The organism is Pseudomonas sp. AM8 (assembly GCF_036346475.1).
GTDB lineage: Bacteria > Pseudomonadota > Gammaproteobacteria > Pseudomonadales > Pseudomonadaceae > Aquipseudomonas > Aquipseudomonas marginalis.
The window spans coordinates 182,825-203,824 of the sequence record NZ_JAOTNX010000002.1 but is presented as its reverse complement, the minus strand read 5'-3'; the positions used below and the strand labels follow the sequence as shown (position 1 = coordinate 203,824).

Genomic DNA, 21,000 nt, shown 5'->3' with positions numbered 1-21,000 from the left:
GTGACAAATTTTAACATTCACCACTTGGTTTTTACGAGCGCAGGGGGTAAGAGGGGGATATTTCATGGGAGGTTGTACCGACTTACACATATGCTAGTGCAAACTCTTAATGCTCGATAAGTATTTTAGTTCCAACGATTTTTTGACGGGTGCAGGTTTAAGCGTTGACCTTCTCAGGCCGGAAAAACGCCTGCAGAGCGCCCCGAAGGTTGGCGGCCGGCCCCTCGGATGGCCTCAACGGCGCAACTGCACCTCACCCTCGATACACGCCACCAGAAACTCCATGACCACCTTCACGGACGGCGAGCGGCGCATGTCGGGGTACACCGTGAGCCAGATATCACGTAAAGGGCCTTCGACCGCAGTGGGCAGCCTGACCAGCAGCGGGTCGTGATCGCCCACCAGGGTCGGCAACACCACCGCGCCGACCTGGGCCCTGGCCGCCATTTGCTGGGTGGCCAGGTCGCTTGCGGCAAACGCGATCTCACGGCCGCCGCGCAGTTGGTGCATCCAGGCTTGCTGGGGCAGGTGGTCACGGCTGCTGTCGTAGGCGATGAACGTCCACTGCGCAGCCGGCAATTGCTGGAACGTCGGCGGGCCATACAGCCCGAAGCGCACCACGCCGACTTTCCTGCGTACCAGGGCTTCCTCATCGGGACGCACCGTGCGCAGGGCAATATCCGCTTCACCTTTGTCCAGCGCGGCCAGTTGGGTCGACGGCATCAGCACCAGGTTCAACTGCGGGTATTGGGCGCGCAGCCGCGCTATATGGGGCGCAATGCAATAGTGGGCGATAGACGGCGGGCAACTGACCCGCACCGTGCCGGCCATTTCGATCGACGCGACCCGCGACAGGCGCATCACCTGCGTCGCCATTTCGTCCATGCCCGCCGCCAACTCCGCCAGCGCCAGGCCTTGAGCGGTCAGTGGGCGGCTGCGCGGCAGGCGGTCCACCAGTTTGACGCCGAGGGCTTTTTCCAGCGCATCGACGCGGCGCCCGACGGTGGCGTGCTCCACCTGCAACTCGCGGGCGGCCGCCGACAACGACTGGCTACGTGCCAGTACCGTGAAGTAATACAGGTCCTGCCAATCGAACATCGGGTTATTTCCGCACGGAGGTTGGGAAGCTTTGGGGAATTTTCCTACTGAGAGCGTCCTTTTACCATGGCCGCTTCCCAGTGCACACGGAGTTGTCCCCGATGAAAGCCATTACCTTACAAACCTACGGCGGCCCTGAAGTCGCCCAATTGCGCCATGACGTCCCCAAACCCCAGGTGTTGGCCGGGCATGTGCTGGTCAAGGTGGCGTGCGCCGGGATCAACTTCATGGATATCCATACCCGGCAAGGCAAATATGCGCAGTCGTCGACCTATCCGGTGCGCCTGCCCTGCACCTTGGGTATGGAGGGCGCCGGCGTGGTGGTGGAAGTCGGCGCAGGCGTCAGCCATTTGGCCGTCGGCGATCGGGTGGCGTGGTGCATCGCCTGGGGCGCCTTCGCCGAGTACGCCCTGGTGCCCGCGGCCAGGGTGGCGCAGATTCCCGGTGCCATCGCCTTCGATCAGGCGGCTGCGGCGATGTTTCAAGGCTGTACCGCCCACTACTTGATCGAGGATGTCGCCAGGCTGGAGGCCGGCAGCACCTGCCTGGTCCACGCCGCGTGCGGCAGCATCGGCCAGCTGTTGGTGCAGATGGCCCGGCGCTCAGGCGCCACGGTGTTCGCCACCGGCAGCACCGCTGAACGCTGTGCCATTGCCCACGAGCGCGGGGCCCACCAGGCCTGGGTCTATGACGGCGGCCGATTTGCCGAGCGGGTGTTGGAGGCCACGGGCGGGCAGGGCGTGGATGTGGTCTTCGATTCGCTCGGCAAAAGCACCCTGCGTGACAGCTTCCGCGCCTGCCGCACGCGGGGACTGATCGTGAACTATGGCAATGTCTCGGGTTCGTTGACCGATCTCGACCCGATGGAACTGGGGGAGGCGGGCTCGCTGTTTTTGACGCGCCCCCGTCTGGCCGACCATATGGCCGACGGCGCCACCGTACAACGGCGTGCCAACGCGGTATTTGCGGCGATGCTCGAAGGTACGTTGACGGTGGCTATCGAAGGGCATTACACGCTGGAAACGCTGCATCAGGTACATGAGCGCATCGAAGCGCGGCAACAAATCGGCAAGGCTGTGGTGTGGGTGGACCGCGACCTGCATTAATCGAAGACGAAAAAAAACCGGCTGATCAGGCCGGTTTGGGGTGCCCCGCGAACAGTGCGGGATTAAGCGTGGTTGTCCAGCAGGCGATCGGCACCGCCTTCAACAATACCGCGTTGCTGCAAACGATCGGCACCGCCTTCGGCCAGGCCACGTTCCTGCAAGCGATCAGCGCCACCTTCGGCGACGCGGTTGCCTTGCAGGCGATCGGCACCACCTTCAACAATACCGCGTTGCTGCAAGCGATCGGCACCACCTTCGGCAACACGACGTTCCAGCAGGCGATCCGAGCCACCTTCGGCAACACGACTTTCGATCAGGCGATCGGCACCACCTTCGGCAACACGACGTTCCAGCAGGCGATCCGAGCCACCTTCGGCAACACGACTTTCGATCAGGCGATCCGCGCCGCCTTCAGCAACAACAGGGTGGGCAAATGCGTTTGCAGCGAGTACCGAGAAAGCGAGGCTAAGCAAGATTTGGCGTTTCATGATGGTGTGCTCCGAGTGTTTTAGTTGGGTGTTGCCTGGTATGGGTTTGATGTTACGCGTTGCATTTTTTAAGAGAACTTCATTGGGCTGATGGTGACTATCGATGCCAGCGATGGCCCGTTTCAAAGGGCCATCGCCGAGCCGGTCACGGCATCTGTGGCCGTTCCTGGGGGCGCAGGTCGAACACCAGCACCTCGGCATCCTGGCCCTGGCTCAGGCGGATTTGCCGCTCATCGCGCACTCGGGCACCGTCGCCTTCCTGCAAGCGCTGGCCGTTGATGTCCACGCTGCCCCGAGCCACATGGATGTACACGTGGCGATCCGGCGGCAGGTCGAGGGTCGCGACTTCGTCGCCGTTGAACAGCCCGGCGTACACCCGGGCGTCCTGGCGCACGGTCAGGGAGCCGTCGCTGCCGTCCGGCGAGATGATCAGTTGCAGGCGCCCTTGTTTCTGCGCCGCGCTGAAGTGCTCCTGTTGATAGCGCGGCTCGGCACCGGCCACGGCGGGCACGATCCAGATTTGCAGGAAGTGCACGCCACGGGTCTGGCTGTGGTTGAACTCGCTGTGGGCCACGCCGCTGCCGGCGCTCATCAGTTGCACATCGCCGGGGCGAATCACCGAGCCGGTGCCCAGGGTGTCCTTGTGTTCCAGGGCGCCTTCAAGCACATAGGAGAAAATCTCCATGTCGCGGTGCGGGTGTTGGCCGAAGCCTTTGCCGGCCGCGACGCGGTCGTCGTTGATCACCAGCAGGTCGGAAAAACCCTGTTCATCGGGGTTCCAATAGTTGGCGAACGAGAAGGTGTGGAACGACTTCAACCAACCGTGATTGGCGGCGCCGCGTTCGGAAGCTTTGCGAAGGGTCAGCATGGTCTTGTCCTCAAGTGAGCGCGGGCTGCGAGATGCAGGGCGCTTGCGTTGAGAAGAAGGTTACTGGCAACCTGAAAATTCATTAAGAAGCTGAAATTTGAATAACTGTCTCCTTGAGATTGACAGTAAAAGCCATGCCATAATGCCTTTCGCTTTCTTCCCCTCGATGGATGCTTCCCGTATGAAAACCGTGGCCATGGCGCTGTTCCCGGACTTCCTCCTGCTTGACATGGCCGGGCCGCTCGAAGTGTTTTCCATTGCCAACCGCTACCTGCCGGCGGCGGAGCATTACCAGATCCTCACCCTGGGTACCGAGCCCGGTCCGTTGCGCGCCTCCAATGGGGTGCTGGTCCAGACTGACCTGCTGCTGGACCAGGCCCGGGCGGCTTATGACCTGCTGCTGGTGCCCGGCGGCCCGGGTGCCTATAACGAATGCCATCCGGCGCTGCTGCCCTGGCTCAAGGCGGCGGCGCCACGGGCGCGGCGCTTCGGCTCGATCTGCACCGGCGCCTTTGTGCTGGGCCACGCCGGGCTGCTCGACGAACGCCGCGTGACCACCCACTGGCACTACACCGAGCGCCTGATCAAGGCCTTCCCCAAGGCCATCGTCGAGACGGATCGCATCTACCTGCAGGACGGGCGGTTGATTACCTCGGGCGGGGTCACCGCCGGTATCGACCTGGCGTTGTCGATCGTCGCCCAGGACCACGGCAAGCAAGTGGCGGTGGACGTGGCCAAGGTGCTGCTGGTGGTGATGAAGCGCCAGGGCGGCCAGGCCCAGTTCAGCCCGATGACCGCGTCCGTGGCGCCCCAGGAAACCGCGATCACCCGGGTGCAGAACCATGTGCTCGCCCATCTGGACCAGCCCTTCACCATCGAGTCCATGGCCGAGCTGGCCGGCATGAGCCCGCGCCACTTTGCCCGGTTGTTCGCCAAGGACGTGCAGATGACGCCCATGGCCTTCCTGCAGGGCGCGCGCATCGACCGCGCCCGGCAACTGCTGGAAACCACCGACCTGCCGCTCAAGACCGTGGCGTTCCACGCAGGCTTCGGCAGCGTGCGGCACATGCGCTTTCTATTCAGTGAAAAACTCGGCCTCAACCCGACCCAATATCGCCAGCAGTTCAGTTAACGACAGGATGTCCGTCTCGCGCACCCGATTGTCCGTATCGCTCCCTGTGCCAGCATTGCCCTGTTACAGGTAGCTGGCAAGATAAGGTCGAGCCCATGGAAAAGGATGCGCGGAAGCCCAAGATCGGGCGTTTCAGCGCGATTGCAGACATGAATATGCCTCAGGCGATTGACGCGGATAGCACGGTGCGCTTCGGTGACTATGCCTTTCATCGGCAGCAGCGGCTGGTGAGCAAGGCGGGTTGGCCGGTGCCGTTGGGCGGGCGGGCTTTGGATATTCTGGCGGTGCTGCTGGAGTCGCCAGGGCAATTTATCAGCAAGGCCACCCTGATCGAGCGGGTCTGGCCGTGCAGCGTGGTGGAAGAGAACAACCTGCGGGTGCACATCGCTGCACTGCGCCGTGCCCTTGACGGGCAACGCTTGATTATCAACGACCCCCAGCGCGGTTACTGCTTCGCCGCCCCCGTGCGGGTCGCGGCTGCCGCGGTGCTGCCCCGGCATAACCTTGCCCCCCGGCTCAGCCCGCTGATCGGTCGCGATGAACTGCTGGGCGTGCTGGTGCGGCGGGTGTCCGGGCAACGCCTGATGACCCTGACCGGTTGCGCCGGCGTGGGCAAGAGCACCTTGGCCCTGGCCCTGGCCGAGCGCGTGTTGCCGCGCTACCGCGACGGTGTGTGGTGGATCGACCTGGCCACGGTGGAGGCGCCGCTGATGATGCTGCGCCACCTGGCCACGATCCTGCATCTGGAACCCAGCGGCAGTGTCACGCAGTTGTGCCGCCAGTTGGTCTCCCGGCAATTGCTGCTGGTACTCGACGGCGCCGACCTGCTGCTCGGTGCCTGTCGACATCTTTTGCGGGCGCTGCGCGAAAATGCGCCCCAGGTCAGCGTGCTGGTCAGCAGTCGCGAAGCGTTGCAGGCCCCAGGCGAATGGGTGCTGCGCGTGCCCCCATTGGCCGTGCCGGCGCCGTCGGCGCTGGGCAGTGTTGAACAGGCGATGGCGTTCCCCGCCGTGCAACTGTTCGTCGCCCGGGCGTGTGCCGGCCAACAGGGCTTTGTGTTGCGCCGACAGGACCTGGCGCCATTGCGGGACATCTGCCGGCGCCTCGACGGTATTCCCCTGGCCCTTGAACTGGCGGCGGCCCAAGTGGATGCGCTGGGCGTGCGCGGTCTACAGGCGCAGTTGCACAGTGGATTGCAGGTACTGACCCGGGGCCGCCGCACAGCGGTGGAGCGCCACCAATCCCTGACCGCCGCCCTGGACTGGACCTACGAGCGCCTGAGCCTGCCGGAGCGCTGGCTGTTCCTGCAACTGAGCCTGTTCAAGATGGCCGTGACCTTGCCCACCCTGGGTAAGCTGGTGGCCGGCACCGAGCTGGAACACGCCGATTTGTCGTACCTGCTCGGGCGGCTGGTTGATACCTCGCTGCTGAGTCTCGAACCCGGTCCGGGTTATCCACGCTATCGTCTGCTCAACAGCGTGCGCAGCTATGGCCTGGCACTCCTGCGCAACCCGCAGCAGGTGGCGCGTTTGCAGCAGGGTTATGGGCATTACCTGGGGACGTTCTCAGGCCGGCCGTTTGTCCTGCAACTCGTCGAGCAGGCGGCGTACGCGGACTAGGTCCTGGGTGGCGAAGCCTTCGCTGAATCGCGCGTAGACCGAACCCAGCAGGTCGCGAGCAGCCTGCACACGACCCTGCTGTTGCCACAGCCGCGCCAAGGAGTCCGCACAGCGCAGTTCCCAGGCCAACGCGCCTTGCTGGTGTGCCAGGCCCAGGGCTTCGAGCAGCAGCGCCTCGGCCCCGTGGGGATCGGCCATGGCCTCGGCGCGCACGCGCAGGATTTCCGGGCTGCACCAGCCGGCGGCACCGCTCCGGGCGCGTTCGAACAAGGCCTCATCCACTGCACGGGCATTGAAGGTCACCAGGATGTCTGCGACCAGCCCCAATCCCTGCACATCGGCGATCTGCGCCGTGCCTTCGTAGCATTGCGCCCAGGTGTGGAACAACTGCACTGAATGCTTTTGCGCCTGTTGCAGGAGGAGGTCCAAGCGGTCGCGGGCTGCAAGGGTGTCGCCGTTGCAATGGGCGATGACCACCCCGGCCAGGGCCAGGGTGTAGCAAATCGACGTGCCGTGGTTGATCTGCAACGCCAACTCCAGCGCCTGGCTTGCGGTGCGCCACGCACGTTCGGGAAAACCGCGCAGCCACAGGATGCGCGCGAGGATGGTCAACGAGGCCACGCTCTGGTCGTACTGCACGCCAAAGCCGTGGGTAAACCGGTTGAGATGGCCGCTCTGGGCCATGCGCTGGATCACCTGTTCGGCATTCTGCTGCGCCAGTATCTGATTGCCGGCGAAGTGCTGCGCCAGCACCCTCAGGCGTTGGGCGCTGAGGGCCAGCAACGGCTCGGCCTGAGGTCCCAACCGGTCGAAATGCAGGCTTTGTTCCAGGGCCTCGCGGTAGTTGCCGCCACACAGGCTGACCGCCATTTGCCCCGACACCGCGCGCAGTTGGCCGACCAGGTTGCTGTCGGCTTCGGCCAGGCGCCGTGCATGGGCAAAGGCTTCGATGGTCTGCGGCGTACCGCCCTGGATGTGATAGGAAAAACTGCCGAAGGCCAACTGCAGGGCCATGTTCAAGTGCGGGCTCGGCGTGCTCGATTGCCCCAGCCGCGCCAGGGCCTTGCCCACATACAGGCCGTGTTCGCGCAGCAGCGACAGCTCCTGCCACAACGGCATGGCGCTGACGGTGAGACGAATGCCCAGCAGGTGCACGCCCTGGTCGCCCAGGCCCCAGTCGAGGGCGGCACGAATGTCTTCGCGCAGCGGCGCATAGCGGTCGATCCAGGTTTGGGTGGCGGTCTGTTCCCAATCGTCCTGCGCCTGGTTCATCAGCACCAGGCAGCGCTTGGCGTGGTGTTCACGGGTGGCGTCGAGTTCATTGGCGACGCTGAGTTTTTCCAGGGCATAGGTGCGGGTGATGTCCAGCAGGCGGTAGACCACCTCGTCATCCCCGGCTTCCACTGTGAGCAAGGATTTCGCCACCAGTTGGGTGATCGAACCCAGCACCTCGGCCGGTGCAACCTTTTGCCCGGCGATTACCGCCGCCGCACTGGCCAGGCTGAAACCACCGCGGAACACCGCGAGGCGACGCAGACAGATCTGCTCGCAGCCGGTGAGCAATTCGAAGCTCCAGTCCAGGGTGGCACGCAAGGTTTGATGGCGGGGCAGGGCGCTGCGTCGGCCACGGGTGAGCAGGCGAAAGTTGTCTTCCATCTGCACCAGCAGGCCGGGCAGGCCGAAGCGCTCGATCTGCGCGGCCACCAACTCGATTGCCAGGGGAATGCCGTCCAGGCGTTGGCAGATATCAATGGCCAGGGGCAGTTCGGCTTCGCTCAGTTCAAAGCTGTCCTGATGGGACATGGCCCGCTCGATCAGCAGTTGCAGGGCTGGATAACCCAGGGCCTGAGCGCGGTTACCGGTGGCGGGCGGGCAGGCCAGGGGTTCCAGGCGCTGCACCGACTCGCCCTCGGCGCGCAAGGCCTCGCGGCTGGTGGCGAGGATGTGCAATTGGGGCGCGTGGCGCAGCAGGGCCTCGCTGATCAGCGCGATGTCGTCCAGCAGGTGTTCGCAGTTGTCGATCACCAGCAGCAGCTGGTGCTCCTGCAGGCGACGGGCAAACACGGGCAACGGTTCGTGCTCGGTGTGGGTGAGGTCGAGCAGCGCGGCGAGATTGGGCAGGATCATCGACGGCGCGCTGAGAGGCGCCAGGTCCAGCAGGCGAATACCGTCGCGGTAATGGCCGATCAACAATTCCGCCACGCGCAAGGCGACGGTGGTCTTGCCGATGCCACCGGCGCCGGTCAGGGTGATAAAGCGTTGCTCGGGCAGCTGTTGCACCAGGCTGTCGATCAGGGCCTGGCGGCCAAGCATGCGCGTGCGTCGCAGCGGCAGGTTGTGGCTCGGGCGTTGGGGGGCGCCTTCGGTCGGTAGGCTCATCGGCTCGATGCTCAGTGGCGCCACAAAACTGTAGCCGCGCTGGGCCACCGTAACGATATAGCGCTGCCCTGCCTGGCCATCGCCCAGGGCCTTGCGCAGCGCCGCCATGTGCACCCGCAGGTTGCCGTCTTCCACCACGCTTTTGGGCCAGACCCGGGCGATCAGTTCCTGCTTGCTCACCACCGTGCCGGCCTGCTCCAGCAGGATCAGCAGGATGTCCACGGCCCGCCGTCCCAAGCGCAATGGGCGACCGGCCTCCAGCACCAGGCGCTGGCGTGGGTGGACACGGTAAGGACCGAAATGCACGGCCTGGTCGCGTGGGTCACTCATGGGTGGCCATGCTCTGGAAAAAGTAAGCGGCCAGCATATTCCAAGTGCATGCAGACCACTAGGCAGCGATCTCCCGAGGCTTGTGACGCAGTTGGTGATTTCGCCAGGTCATCGGGTTGACGCCCTCGCTGCGCGTGAACATATGGCAGAAATGCGCCTGGTCGCAAAACCCGCACTCCAGGCTGATTTGCGTGAGGCTCAAGGAGGAGCCGGTGATCAGTTCCTTGGCCCGCTGGATGCGTTGCTGGCGTATCCATTCCTGGGGCGACAGCCCGGTGGTGCACTTGAATGCGCGGGAAAAATGGCTGCGCGACAGGGCGCAGGCCTGGGCCAGGTCGGCAATCGCCAGGCTTTCACCGAGGTTGGCGAGGATCAATTGCTTGGCGATTCGTTCGCGCCGGGGGCACAGGCCGCCGGTGGCGGATAAGCGAGGAGCACAATACGCAGGTCGGGCCATGACGGATATCCGCAGTCGATGGGAGCGTTCCCGGTGAATGGATGCAGTGTAGACCGGCTCATTTTTGGCGCCGTACCGTCTGGCTGGCGAGTTAATCGTTGTTAATTTCGCCAGGTTCGGTCGCGGAAAAGACAGCACAGGCATGCAATCCAGGCAGTGTCCTGTCTGCTTAGCTGGCAGCCTGCTAACCGTTTGGATACCGCCATGAACCGCAATGACCTGCGCCGCGTCGACATGAACCTGTTGGTGATTTTCGAAGCGCTGATGTTCGAGAAGAACCTGACCCGGGTCGCCGAAAAGCTCTTCATGGGCCAACCGGCGGTGAGTGCGGCATTGGGCCGGCTGCGAGATTTGTTCGACGACCCGTTGCTGCTGCGCAACGGCCGGGGCATGGAGCCCACGCCACGTGCCGTGGCGATACTCAAGGAGCTGCAACCGGCCATGGACACCATTTCAGGCGCAGTCAGCCGCGCCAAGGATTTCGACCCTTCCACCAGCTGTGCGGTGTTCCGCATCGGCCTGTCCGACGACGCCGAGTTCGGCCTGTTCCCGCCGTTGCTCAGCCAACTGCGCGAAGAAGCCCCGGGCATTATCGTGGTGGTACGCCGCGCCAATTACCTGCTGATGTCCGCATTACTGGCCAGTGGCGAGATCTCGGTGGGCGTGAGCTACACCACTGAACTGCCGGCGAATGCCAAGCGCAGGAAACTGCGGGACATTCCCTGCAAGGTGCTGCGCGGGGATGACGGCGTCGAACCGCTGACCCTCGACGATTATTGCGCACGGCCCCATGCGATGGTGTCGTTCTCGGGGGACTTGAGCGGCAATATCGACCTGGACCTGGCCCGTATCGGCCGTGCCCGGCGGGTGGTGCTGGCGGTGCCGCAATTCAGTGGGCTGCGGGCGCTGCTGGCCGGTACGCAGATTATTGCCACGGTGCCCGACTATGCGGCGTGTGCGTTGACCGAGGGCACGGCGCTGCGGGCAGAGGATCCGCCGTTTGCGATCGATGCGGCGGAGTTGTCGATGGTGTGGAGCGGGGTGCATGACAATGACCCGGCGGAGCGCTGGTTGAGGGGCAGGATTGCGCAGCATATGGCGGGAGGGGGGTGAGCTTGGCGGCTTCTGGGCCTCCCCCGGTTTGATCTGCATACCCCCCAACCCCGACTACCGGCTCTTGTAAGAAATTTCCCAGAGGAGTACAAATGTACTCCATGACGACCCTGACCCCCCGCCGCACCGCCATCCTGACCTTCATCCGCGACCGTATCGCGCAGCAAGGCCAACCCCCCAGCCTCGCCGAGATCGCCGAGGCGTTCGGCTTTGCCTCCCGCAGCGTCGCACGCAAGCACGTCGTGGCCCTGGCCGAAGCCGGTTTCATCGAGGTCAACCCCAACCAGGCGCGCGGCATTCGTTTGCTCAACCAGCCCCCGCGCCCGGAGTGGCTGGATGTCCCTGTGCTCGGCCGAGTGGCGGCAGGCCGGCCCATCGGCGCGGATGCCGACGTGCACAGCCGCCTGCAACTCGACCCCGGCACTTTCGCGAAAACCCCGGATTACCTGTTGCGGGTGCAAGGCGATTCGATGATCGAGGACGGCATCCTCGACGGCGACCTGGTGGGTGTGCGCCGCAGTGCCGAAGCGGTGAACGGGCAGATTGTGGTGGCGCGCCTGGACGGTGAAGTCACCATCAAGCGTTTCGAGCGCAGTGGCGAGCGTGTGCGTCTGCTGCCGCGTAACCCCGCATACGAACCTATCGTGGTCGGCCCCGACCAGGACCTGGCCATCGAAGGGGTGTTCTGCGGCCTGGTGAGGCAAGGCTGATGGGCGCCGTGGTTGCACTGGATACGCTGTTCAATGGCGGCCGCGTCTGGAAAGGCCGGCCTGTCGCGCCTCCGGCCAGCGTGCAGCCTACGGGGCTGGCGGCGCTGGATGCGGTGCTGCCCACGGGCGGCTGGCCGGAGTCGGCCTTGAGCGAAATCCTGATGGCCAGGGACGGTATCGGCGAACTGCAACTGGTGCTGCCGACCCTGGCGCGATTATCGGCGGCGGGGGAGCGCATTGTGCTGGTGGCGCCGCCCTATACCCCGTACCCCCACGCATGGCAGAACGCCGGGGTGGATTTGCGCCAGCTGTCGGTGGTCCAGGCCGAGGCGCGGGATGTGCTGTGGGCGGTGGAACAATGCCTGCGCTCCGGCAGTTGCGGCGCGGTGCTGTGCTGGCCGCACAAGGCGGATGACCGCGCCTTGCGTCGCTTGCAGGTGGCCGCGGAAACCGGGCAGACCCTGGCGTTTGCCTGGCGCGCCTTGAGTGAAGCGATCAACCCTTCGCCCGCCGCCCTGCGCCTGGCCGTCGAGGCCAAACCTGCCCAGGTGCGGGTGCTCAAGTGCCGGGGTGGCTTGGCTCATCCGGCGCCGATTGCACTGGCGGGGCACTGAGGTTGCCATGCGCTGGGTGTGTATTGTCTTCCCGCAATTGGCGCTGGACGGGGTGCAGCGCCTGCACCCCGAGCCCGACCAACCCCTGGCGCTGCTGGCCGGCACGCCGCAGCGGCGCGTGCTGCAAACCGTCAATGACGCCGCCCGCGCACTGGGCCTGCGCCCGGGGCAATCGCTGACGGCCGCCCATGCCCTGGCCAAGACCTTTGCCAGTGCCGAATACGACCCCGTGGAGATCGAGCGCTGGCAGCAGTTTCTCGCCGCCTGGGCCTACCGCTTCAGCTCCCAGGTCAGTGTGTATTACCCGCGTGCCTTGCTGTTCGAGATCGAATCGAGCCTGGGCCTGTTCGGGCCCTGGCCTCGGTTCGAGGCACGCCTGCGCCAGGAGTTGACCGAGCTGGGCTTTCGTCACCGTATCGTCGCCGCGCCCAACCCGGCGGCGGCGCGGGTGCTGGCCAATCTCTACGATGGCCTGGCCGTGGCCGATGAGGATGCGTTGCTCCAGGCCCTGGCGCCATTGCCCATCGACCGCGCCGGCCTCGACCCGCAGGCGGCCACCGCGTTGTCGCGCATGGGCCTGCGTACCCTGGCCCAGGTGCAGGCGTTGCCCCGGCACACCCTGGCGCGGCGCTTTGATGCCGGCCTGCTCAAGCACCTCGATGCCTTGACCGGGCAACGGCCGTTGGCCCTGGCGTTCTATCAGCCGCCGGACCAGTTCGATGTGCGCATCGAGTTGAATTTCGATGTGCAATCCCACCAGGCCTTGTTATTCCCCCTGCGCCGTCTGACCGGCGACCTCTCGGCGTTCCTCTGCGGCCGTGACAGTGGCGTGCAGCGTTTCGACCTGCACCTGGAACATGCCGATGCACCGGACAGTGTGATCAAGGTCGGCCTGCTGAGCGCCGAGCGTGAGCCGGCGATGCTGTTCGAACTGGCCCGTGGGCGCCTGGAGCACGTGCAAGTCACCTCGCCGGTGCGTGGTTTTCGCCTGGTGGCCCAGGACCTGCCGGCGTTCGTGCCGCAACGCCAGGACCTGTTCGACGATCGCCCGCAACAGACCCTGCCGTGGGAACAACTGCGCGAACGCCTGCGTGCACGCCTGGGGGATGAGGCGGTGCAAGGCCTGCGCTTCCATGCCGACCATCGGCCCGAATGCGCCTGGCAAATGGCGGCGGATAAAAGCCCGTGCGCCACCTTGAGCAAGGTGCGGCGTCCCGGTTGGTTGCTTGACGAACCGACCTTGCTGGCCGAGCAGGGCGTGCAGATCCTCATGGGCCCGGAGCGCATCGAATCCGGCTGGTGGGACGGTGCCGACATTCGCCGCGACTACTACCTGATCCAGACCCGCGCCGGCCAGCAAGGCTGGGCCTATCGCTGCGTGGGACAAAGCGATGGGCTGTGGCTGCAGGGCTGGTTCGCATGAGCCCCCATAGGCTGCAACCGGCCCTCTGTAGGAGCGAGCTTGCTCGCGAAAAACCTAAGGGCACCGCGATGACCCAGGGCTCCCGCGTCATCGTTAACGCGCTTCGCGAGCAAGCTCGCTCCTACAGGCGGCGGTGGCCATGAGTTATGCCGAGCTGCACTGCCTGTCGAACTTCAGCTTCCAACGCGGCGCCTCCAGCGCCCTGGAGTTGTTCGAGCGGGCCAAGCGCCAGGGCTACAGCGCCCTGGCGATCACCGATGAATGTACCTTATCGGGCATCGTGCGGGCCTGGCAGGCGGCGAAGGCGGTGGGCTTGCCGCTGATTATCGGCAGCGAAGTGCGCATCGAAAACGGCCCGAAACTGGTGCTGCTGGTGCAGGACCTCAGCGGCTACCAGCACCTGTGCCGCTTGATCACCGTGGCCCGACGCCGGGCTGAAAAAGGTCGCTACCGCCTGCTGCTGGAAGACTTCGAGCAGCCGTTGCCCGGCCTGCTGGCGCTGTGGGTCGCCGAAGACAGCGACACCCAGGTCTCCATCCACTGGCTGCGCCGTACCTTCGCCGAACGCCTGTGGCTGGCGGTGCACCTGCACTGCGGCCAGGACGATGCGCGGCATCTGGAGCAACGCCTGCACCTGGCCGCCAGCCTGCAGATTCCGGCGGTGGCCTGCGGCGATGTGCATATGCATGCCCGTGGCCGCCGCGCCCTGCAAGACACCATGACCGCGATCCGCCATCACGTGCCGGTGGCCGACGCCGGCACGCGCCTGCACCCCAACGGCGAGCGGCATCTGCGCAGCCTCGACGCCCTGGCCACGCTGTACCCGCAGGCGCTGCTCGACGAAACCCTGGCCATCGCCCAGCGCTGCCGCTTCGATCTTGGCCAGTTGCGCTATCACTACCCGCGCGAGCTGGTGCCCGAGGGCCACGATGCCGAATCCTGGTTGCGCGCCGTCACCGACGAAGGCATCGCCCGGCGCTGGCCCCACGGGGTCGACGCCAAGACCTTGCAGCAGATCCATCACGAGCTGACATTGATCAGCAAACTGGGTTACGAAAGCTACTTCCTCACGGTGCACGACATCGTGCGCTTCGCCCGCAGCCGGTCGATCCTGTGCCAGGGCCGGGGCTCGGCAGCCAACTCGGCGGTGTGTTTTGCCCTGGGCATCACCGAGATCGACCCGAGCCTGACGAGTACGCTGTTTGAGCGCTTCCTGTCAGAGGAACGCAACGAGCCGCCGGACATCGACGTCGACTTCGAGCACGAACGTCGCGAAGAAGTGCTGCAGTACGTGTTCCAGCGCTATGGCCGTACCCGCGCGGCGCTGACGGCGGTGGTCAGCAGTTACCACGCCGCCGGCGCAGTGCGCGATGTGGCCAAGGCCCTGGGCTTGCCGCCGGACCAGATCAACGCGCTGGCCGAATGCTGCGGGCGCTGGAGTGACGATGCGCCGCCCCTGGAACGCCTGCGCGAAGGCGGCTTCGACCCGGACAGCCCGATCCTGCGCCGTGTACTGACGCTCACCCAACAGTTGATCGGTTTTCCCCGTCACCTGTCCCAGCACCCCGGGGGCTTCGTGATTTCCGAATACCCGCTGGATACCCTGGTGCCGGTGGAAAACGCCGCCATGGCCGAGCGCACCATCATCCAGTGGGACAAGGATGACCTCGATGCGGTCGGCCTGCTCAAGGTGGATATTCTCGCCCTGGGCATGCTCAGCGCGATCCGCCGCTGTTTCGATCTGCTGCGCCGCCATCGTGGCCGTGACCTGTCGCTAGCGACGATCCCCCAGGAAGATCCGGCCACCTACGCGATGATCAGCAAGGCCGACACCATTGGCGTGTTCCAGATCGAGTCGCGGGCGCAGATGTCGATGTTGCCCAGGTTGCGGCCGCAAACATTCTACGACCTGGTGATCGAGGTGGCCATCGTGCGCCCCGGGCCGATCCAGGGTGGCATGGTGCATCCGTACCTGCGCCGGCGGAACAAGGAAGAACCCACGACTTACCCGTCGCCGGAGTTGGAAACCGTGCTGGAGCGCACCCTGGGCATCCCGCTGTTCCAGGAACAGGTGATGCAGATCGCCATGGTCGCCGCCGACTACAGCCCCGGCGAGGCCGACCAGTTGCGCCGTTCCATGGCCGCCTGGAAACGCCACGGTGGCCTGGAGCCGCATCAAGCACGCCTGCGCACCGGCATGTTGAAAAACGGCTACACCGAGGCTTTTGCCGCGCAGATCTTCGAACAGATCAAGGGCTTCGGCAGCTATGGTTTCCCCGAGTCCCACGCCGCCAGTTTTGCCTTGCTGACCTACGCCAGTTGCTGGCTCAAGTGCCATGAGCCGGCGGCTTTCGCCTGTGCGCTGATCAACAGCTGGCCCATGGGGTTCTACAGCCCGGACCAGATCCTGCAGGATGCGCGGCGCCATCGCTTGCAGATCCGCCCGGTGGATGTGCAGGCCAGCGACTGGGATTGCAGCCTGGAACCCATCGATGGCCAGCAACCGGCGATTCGCATGGGGTTGCGCATGATCTCGGGGTTTCGCGAAGAGGATGGGCGGCGCATCGAAGCCGCACGTCAGCGCCGGGCGTTCAGGGATATTGCCGATCTGGACGCCCGCGCCGGGCTGGATGCGCGCACCCAGGCGTTGCTGGCGGATGCCGGGGCCTTGCGTGCCCTGGCCGGCAACCGGCATACGGCGCGCTGGGCCGTGGCAGGGGTGCATAAGCAGCTTGGCTTGTTCGCCGGTCTGCCCAGCCCCGATGAGGCGCGGGTGGAACTGCCGAAACCGACGGTGGGCGAGGATCTGCACGCCGACTACGCCCTGCTTGGCACCACCCTTGGCCCGCACCCATTGGCGCTGCTGCGCGCCGAGTTGCGTAAGCGGCGTTGCCGCAGCTCGAATGAACTGCAGGCGGTGGAGCATGGGCGCACTGTCAGCGTCGCCGGGCTGGTCACCGGTCGCCAGCGCCCCGGCACGGCCAGTGGCGTGACCTTTGTCACCCTCGAAGATGAATTCGGCAACCTCAACGTGGTGGTCTGGCGCGACCTGGCCGAACGTCAGCGCCAGGCCCTGGTGGGGTCGCGATTGCTCAAGGTGGACGGGCGTTGGGAGGCGGTGGGCGAGGTGCGGCACCTGATTGCCGGGCGCCTGACCGACCTGACGCCGCTGCTGGACGGCATCACGGTGCGCAGCCGGGATTTTCACTGAGGCAGGTAGCGCCGGCGATGATTACCCCCTAATTTATACAAAATGAAACCATCGCCCCTTGATACGTTCCAAATTTTGCGACCGTCCTTTCTCTGCGCAGAGCCGAACGATGCAATTCTTATCCGACCCCCACGGCTGTGAAGGTTGGGCCGGCGAAATGGCCCAGCGCATTCGCGCATTTGACTGGTCAACCACCGACCTGGGACCCCTTGACCGCTGGTCCACCAGCCTCGCCTGTACCGTGCAGATGATGCTGGCATCCCCCGTGCCCATGGTGATGCTCTGGGGGCCGGCGGGGTACATGATCTACAACGACAGCTATTCGGTGTTTGCCGGTGGCCGCCATCCTTATTTGCTCGGCACGCCGGTGGAGCTGGGCTGGCCGGAAGTCGCCGACTTCAACCGCCATGTGGTGGACACCTGCCTGGCCGGCGGCACCTTGTCGTTCAACAACAAAGACCTGGTACTGCTGCGCAACGGCCAGCCGGAAACGGTGTGGCTGGATCTTTATTACAGCCCCGTCGCCGGGGATAACCAGCAACCGGCCGGCGTGCTGGCGATTGTGGTGGAGACCACCGCCCACGTGCATTCCGAACGCGTGCGCCAGGAACTGACCCATAACCTGGAGCAACGGGTGGCCGCCGAAGTCCAGGCGCGTTCCGCCGCCGAAGACCAACTGCGCCAGTCGCAAAAGCTCGAAGCCATTGGTGGCCTGACCGGTGGCGTGGCCCACGACTTCAATAACCTGTTGCAAGTGATCGCCGGCAACCTGCACCTGCTGGCCCGCCATGAACCGGAGAATGCCCAGGTGCAGCGGCGGGTCACGGCGGCCATCGCCGCGGTGGAGCGGGGCGCCAAACTGTCCTCGCAACTGCTGGCCTTTGCCCGGCGCCAACCGTTGTCACCGGCCGTGTATAACCCGCAGCGCATCTATGCCGGGCTGGGCGAACTGCTGCAACGTGCGTTGGGTGAAACCATTCATATCGATGTGCAGTTGCCCCAGGATTCCTGGTGCATCAACGTCGATCGCAACCAGCTGGAAAATGCGCTGCTCAACCTGGCAATCAACGCCCGCGACGCCATGAAAGGCGAAGGCGTGATTCGCATCACCGGCGAAAACATCATCCTCAACCCCAAGGATTGCCGCGGCAAAAGCATCAAGCCAGGCGAGTATGTGCGCCTGGCTGTCACCGACATTGGCGTGGGCATGCCGGCGGCGATCCTGTCGCGAGTGTTCGAGCCGTTTTTCACCACCAAGCGCGATGGCCACGGCACCGGCCTTGGCTTGAGCATGGTGTTTGGTTTTGTCCGCCAGAGCGGTGGGCATGTGGACGTGTGGAGCGAGGAGGGCAAGGGCACCGTGGTGCAAATGTACTTTCCGCGCAGCCTGGGCGAAGAAGTCCAGGAGACTCACTCAGAACCCGTGCCCCACGACATGGGCCAGGAGACCATCCTGGTGGTGGAGGACAACGAGGATGTGCGGGTGACCGTGGTGGATCTGCTCGAACAGGCAGGCTACACGGTGTTGACCGCCGAAGACGGCGACCGCGCGATGCAAGCCTTGCAGGACGGCGTGCGGCCCGACCTGATCTTCACCGATGTGGTGATGCCCGGCCGTATCAAAAGCACTGACCTGGCCGAGTGGGCCCGCGTCCAATCGCCGCCGGTGGCGGTGCTGTTCACCTCGGGGCACACCCGCGACATCCTCTCCAGCAATCACCTGCTCAGCGCTGACATTCATTTGCTGAGCAAACCCTACAGCCCCGAGGCCCTGACGCAACGGCTGCGCAGCGTGCTCACCGCCAGACAAGGTTGTTCATGACGTCACAGCGCAACATGCCTCCGATCACTGCCCAGCACCTTGGATTCGTAAAGGTGCGCGGCGCCCGCGAACACAACCTGAAGAACGTCGACGTGGACATTCCCCGGGATGCCCTGGTGGTGTTTACCGGCGTCTCCGGCTCGGGCAAATCGTCCCTGGCATTTTCCACAGTGTATGCCGAGGCCCAGCGCCGCTATTTCGAATCGGTGGCGCCCTATGCACGGCGCCTGATCGATCAGGTCGGCGTGCCGGATGTCGACAGCATCGAAGGTCTGCCGCCCGCCGTGGCGTTGCAGCAGCAGCGCGGCACGCCGAGTGCGCGTTCCTCAGTGGGCAGTGTGACCACCCTGTCGAGCCTGATCCGCATGCTGTATTCGCGTGCCGGCAGCTACCCGCCGGGACAGGCGATGCTGTATGCCGAGGACTTTTCGCCGAACCTGCCCCAGGGTGCGTGCCCGCAATGCCATGGCCTGGGCCGTGTGTATGAAGTGACCGAGGCGCTGATGGTGCCCGATCCGTCCCTGACCATCCGCCAGCGCGCGGTGGCGTCCTGGCCCCTGGCGTGGCAGGGCCAGAACCTGCGCGACATTCTCGTGACCCTGGGCTATGACGTGGATGTTCCCTGGCGCGACCTGCCGAAAAAGCAGCGCGACTGGATCCTCTTCACCGAAGAAACCCCCACCGTACCGGTGTATGCCGGTTTCACCCCCGAGCAGACCCGCGAAGCGCTGAAGCGCAAATTGGAGCCTAGCTATCAGGGCACCTTCAGCGGTGCGCGGCGCTACATCCTGCACACCTTCACCCACACCCAAAGCGCGCTGATGAAGAAGCGCGTGTCGCAGTTCATGCAGGGCAGCGCCTGCCCGTTGTGCGAGGGCAAGCGGCTGACCCGGGCGGCGCTGTCGGTGAAGTTTGCCGGGGTGGACATTGGCGAGTTGTCGCAACTGTCATTGATGCAATTGGCCGCGTTGTTGCGGCCGGTGGCGGCGGGGCAGGACAAGATGAAGCTGTCGGTGGAAAAACGCCTGGCGGCCCAGCGCATCGCCGAGGATCTGCTGGAGCGGGTCAGTACCTTGATCGAATTGGGGTTGGGCTATCTGTCCCTGGAGCGCAGCACGCCGACCCTGTCGTCCGGGGAGTTGCAGCGCCTGCGCTTGGCCACGCAATTGGGCTCGCAGTTGTTCGGCGTGATCTATGTGCTGGATGAGCCCTCGGCAGGCTTGCATCCGGCAGATGGCGAAGCGTTGTTCACCGCGCTCGAACGCTTGAAAGCGGCGGGCAATTCGTTGTTTGTGGTGGAGCATGACCTGGAAACCATGCGCCGCGCCGACTGGCTGATCGATGTGGGCCCGGCCGCCGGCGAGCATGGCGGGCACGTGCTGTACAGCGGGCCACCGGCCGGTCTGGCGGACGTTGAGGCGTCGCAGACCCGGGCCTATCTGTTCGCCGACAAGCGCCCTGGGAACCCGGCGCGCCGTGAACCCAGCAACTGGCTGAGCCTGGAAGGCGTGACGCGCAATAACCTCAAGGACCTGAGCGTGGATGTCCCGTTGGGTTGCTTTACGGCGGTCACCGGTATTTCCGGCTCGGGCAAGTCCAGCCTGGTCAGCCAGGCGCTGCTGGAACTGGTGGGCAGCGGCCTCGGCAGCCGGGTGGAAAACGACGAAGAGCCGAGCCTGGAAGACGACGCCCCGCAAATCAGCGGCGGGCGCATCAGTGCCGGCCTGGAGCACATTCGCCGCCTGGTGCAGGTGGACCAGAAACCCATCGGCCGCACCCCGCGTTCCAACCTGGCGACCTACACCGGTTTGTTCGACAACGTGCGCAAGTTGTTCGCCGCCACGCCAGCGGCGAAGAAGCGCGATTACGACGCCGGGCAGTTCTCCTTCAACGTCGCCAAGGGCCGTTGCCCGAACTGCGAAGGCGAGGGCTTTGTCAGCGTCGAATTGCTGTTCATGCCCAGCGTCTACGCACCGTGCCCGACCTGCCACGGCGCGCGCTACAACCCTGAAACCCTGGCCGTCAAATGGCAAGGCCTGAGCATCGCCCAGGTGCTGGGGCTGACCGTGGAACAAGCGGTGGAGGTGTTCGCCGAGCAACCTGGGGTACTGCGTTCACTGCAAGTGCTGCGGGATATAGGCCTGGGTTACCTGCGCCTTGGGCAGCCGGCGACGGAACTGTCCGGCGGCGAAGCGCAACGCATCAAACTGGCCACCGAGCTGCAACGCAATGCCCGTGGCGCGACCTTGTATGTGTTGGACGAACCCACCACCGGGCTGCATCCGCGGGATGTCGACCGCCTGCTCAGTCAGCTCAATCAACTGGTGGATGGGGGGCATACGGTGGTCGTGGTGGAACATGAAATGCGTGTGGTGGCCCAGAGTGACTGGGTGATCGACATCGGACCGGGAGCCGGGGACCTGGGCGGCAAGGTGGTTGCCAGTGGGACACCGCAGACGGTGGCCAAAAACAAGAAAAGCCGGACTGCACCGTTTCTCGCTCAAGAGCTGCTTTAACAAACATGAGGTCCAAATGTGGGAGGGGCGGTGCGACGATTCGACTTGCCCCCAATTGCCATGGGTATCTACACAGCTTGAGCGAGCCTTCTGCGTAGATACCGTCTTATCCAA

15 protein-coding genes are annotated in these 21,000 nt (G+C 64.9%); 10 read left to right on the top strand and 5 right to left on the bottom strand.

The genetic code is table 11. The features are described from left to right. Positions 1–234 precede the first annotated feature (234 nt). Entirely contained in the window at positions 235–1,098 is an 864-nt protein-coding gene (locus tag V3W40_RS05855; protein ID WP_330214620.1) for a LysR family transcriptional regulator, read from the bottom strand. Between the two features lie 101 nt (positions 1,099–1,199). On the opposite strand from V3W40_RS05855, the gene V3W40_RS05850 reads away from it, so the two are divergent. After that, complete coding sequence (locus tag V3W40_RS05850) at positions 1,200–2,204, top strand: quinone oxidoreductase family protein (protein ID WP_330214619.1); 1,005 nt, start codon at positions 1,200–1,202, stop codon at positions 2,202–2,204. A 62-nt stretch (positions 2,205–2,266) separates the two neighbouring features. Here V3W40_RS05850 and V3W40_RS05845 read toward each other — a convergent pair whose 3' ends face one another. Together V3W40_RS05845 and V3W40_RS05840 are read right to left on the bottom strand one after the other, a co-directional pair. After that, positions 2,267–2,692, bottom strand: coding sequence for a phage infection protein (locus V3W40_RS05845; RefSeq protein WP_330214618.1), 426 nt, complete (start codon positions 2,690–2,692; stop codon positions 2,267–2,269). A 145-nt stretch (positions 2,693–2,837) separates the two neighbouring features. Then, a complete protein-coding gene (locus tag V3W40_RS05840) occupies positions 2,838–3,560 on the bottom strand; it encodes a pirin family protein (RefSeq protein WP_323147513.1) in 723 nt (240 codons plus the stop codon). A gap of 181 nt (positions 3,561–3,741) precedes the next feature. On the opposite strand from V3W40_RS05840, the gene V3W40_RS05835 reads away from it, so the two are divergent. Both V3W40_RS05835 and V3W40_RS05830 read left to right on the top strand, forming a co-directional pair. After that, the gene (locus V3W40_RS05835) at positions 3,742–4,692 is read left to right on the top strand and encodes a GlxA family transcriptional regulator (RefSeq protein ID WP_065948178.1); all 951 of its coding nucleotides are present in this window, start codon (positions 3,742–3,744) and stop codon (positions 4,690–4,692) included. A 95-nt stretch (positions 4,693–4,787) separates the two neighbouring features. After that, positions 4,788–6,311, top strand: a complete 1,524-nt coding sequence (locus tag V3W40_RS05830) for a winged helix-turn-helix domain-containing protein (RefSeq protein WP_330214617.1) — start codon at positions 4,788–4,790, stop codon at positions 6,309–6,311. On the opposite strand, the gene V3W40_RS05825 is transcribed toward V3W40_RS05830, so the two are convergent. Next, positions 6,258–9,020, bottom strand: coding sequence for an ATP-binding protein (locus V3W40_RS05825; protein ID WP_330214616.1), 2,763 nt, complete (start codon positions 9,018–9,020; stop codon positions 6,258–6,260). The two genes, V3W40_RS05830 and V3W40_RS05825, sit on opposite strands and share 54 nt — an antisense overlap. 58 nt (positions 9,021–9,078) lie before the next feature. Then, positions 9,079–9,477, bottom strand: coding sequence for a helix-turn-helix domain-containing protein (locus V3W40_RS05820; RefSeq protein WP_027608661.1), 399 nt, complete (start codon positions 9,475–9,477; stop codon positions 9,079–9,081). A gap of 204 nt (positions 9,478–9,681) precedes the next feature. Between V3W40_RS05820 and V3W40_RS05815 the strand changes: the two genes are divergently transcribed. From V3W40_RS05815 to uvrA, 7 genes are all read left to right on the top strand, one after another. Beyond that, on the top strand, positions 9,682–10,590 hold the full coding sequence (locus V3W40_RS05815; RefSeq protein WP_027608660.1) for a LysR family transcriptional regulator: 909 nt from the start codon (positions 9,682–9,684) through the stop codon (positions 10,588–10,590). 92 nt (positions 10,591–10,682) lie between these two features. Continuing rightward, positions 10,683–11,300 (top strand): transcriptional repressor LexA, encoded by a 618-nt coding sequence (lexA, locus tag V3W40_RS05810; RefSeq protein ID WP_330214615.1) that lies wholly within the window; start codon positions 10,683–10,685, stop codon positions 11,298–11,300. Next, the gene (imuA, locus tag V3W40_RS05805; protein WP_330214614.1) at positions 11,300–11,914 is read left to right on the top strand and encodes a translesion DNA synthesis-associated protein ImuA; all 615 of its coding nucleotides are present in this window, start codon (positions 11,300–11,302) and stop codon (positions 11,912–11,914) included. Before lexA ends, imuA begins: the two co-directional genes overlap by 1 nt. Positions 11,915–11,921: 7 nt before the next feature. Beyond that, a complete protein-coding gene (locus tag V3W40_RS05800; protein WP_330214613.1) occupies positions 11,922–13,337 on the top strand; it encodes a Y-family DNA polymerase in 1,416 nt (471 codons plus the stop codon). Positions 13,338–13,476: 139 nt separating this feature from the next. Further along, positions 13,477–16,548 carry an error-prone DNA polymerase gene (locus tag V3W40_RS05790; protein ID WP_330214612.1) on the top strand — a complete coding sequence of 1,024 codons (3,072 nt, stop codon included), beginning with the start codon at positions 13,477–13,479 and terminating at the stop codon, positions 16,546–16,548. A 109-nt stretch (positions 16,549–16,657) separates the two neighbouring features. Continuing rightward, positions 16,658–18,370 (top strand): ATP-binding protein, encoded by a 1,713-nt coding sequence (locus V3W40_RS05785; protein WP_074847018.1) that lies wholly within the window; start codon positions 16,658–16,660, stop codon positions 18,368–18,370. Further along, positions 18,367–20,886 (top strand): excinuclease ABC subunit UvrA, encoded by a 2,520-nt coding sequence (gene uvrA, locus V3W40_RS05780; RefSeq protein WP_330214611.1) that lies wholly within the window; start codon positions 18,367–18,369, stop codon positions 20,884–20,886. The genes V3W40_RS05785 and uvrA overlap by 4 nt, the downstream gene beginning before the upstream one ends. Positions 20,887–21,000: the final 114 nt, after the last annotated feature.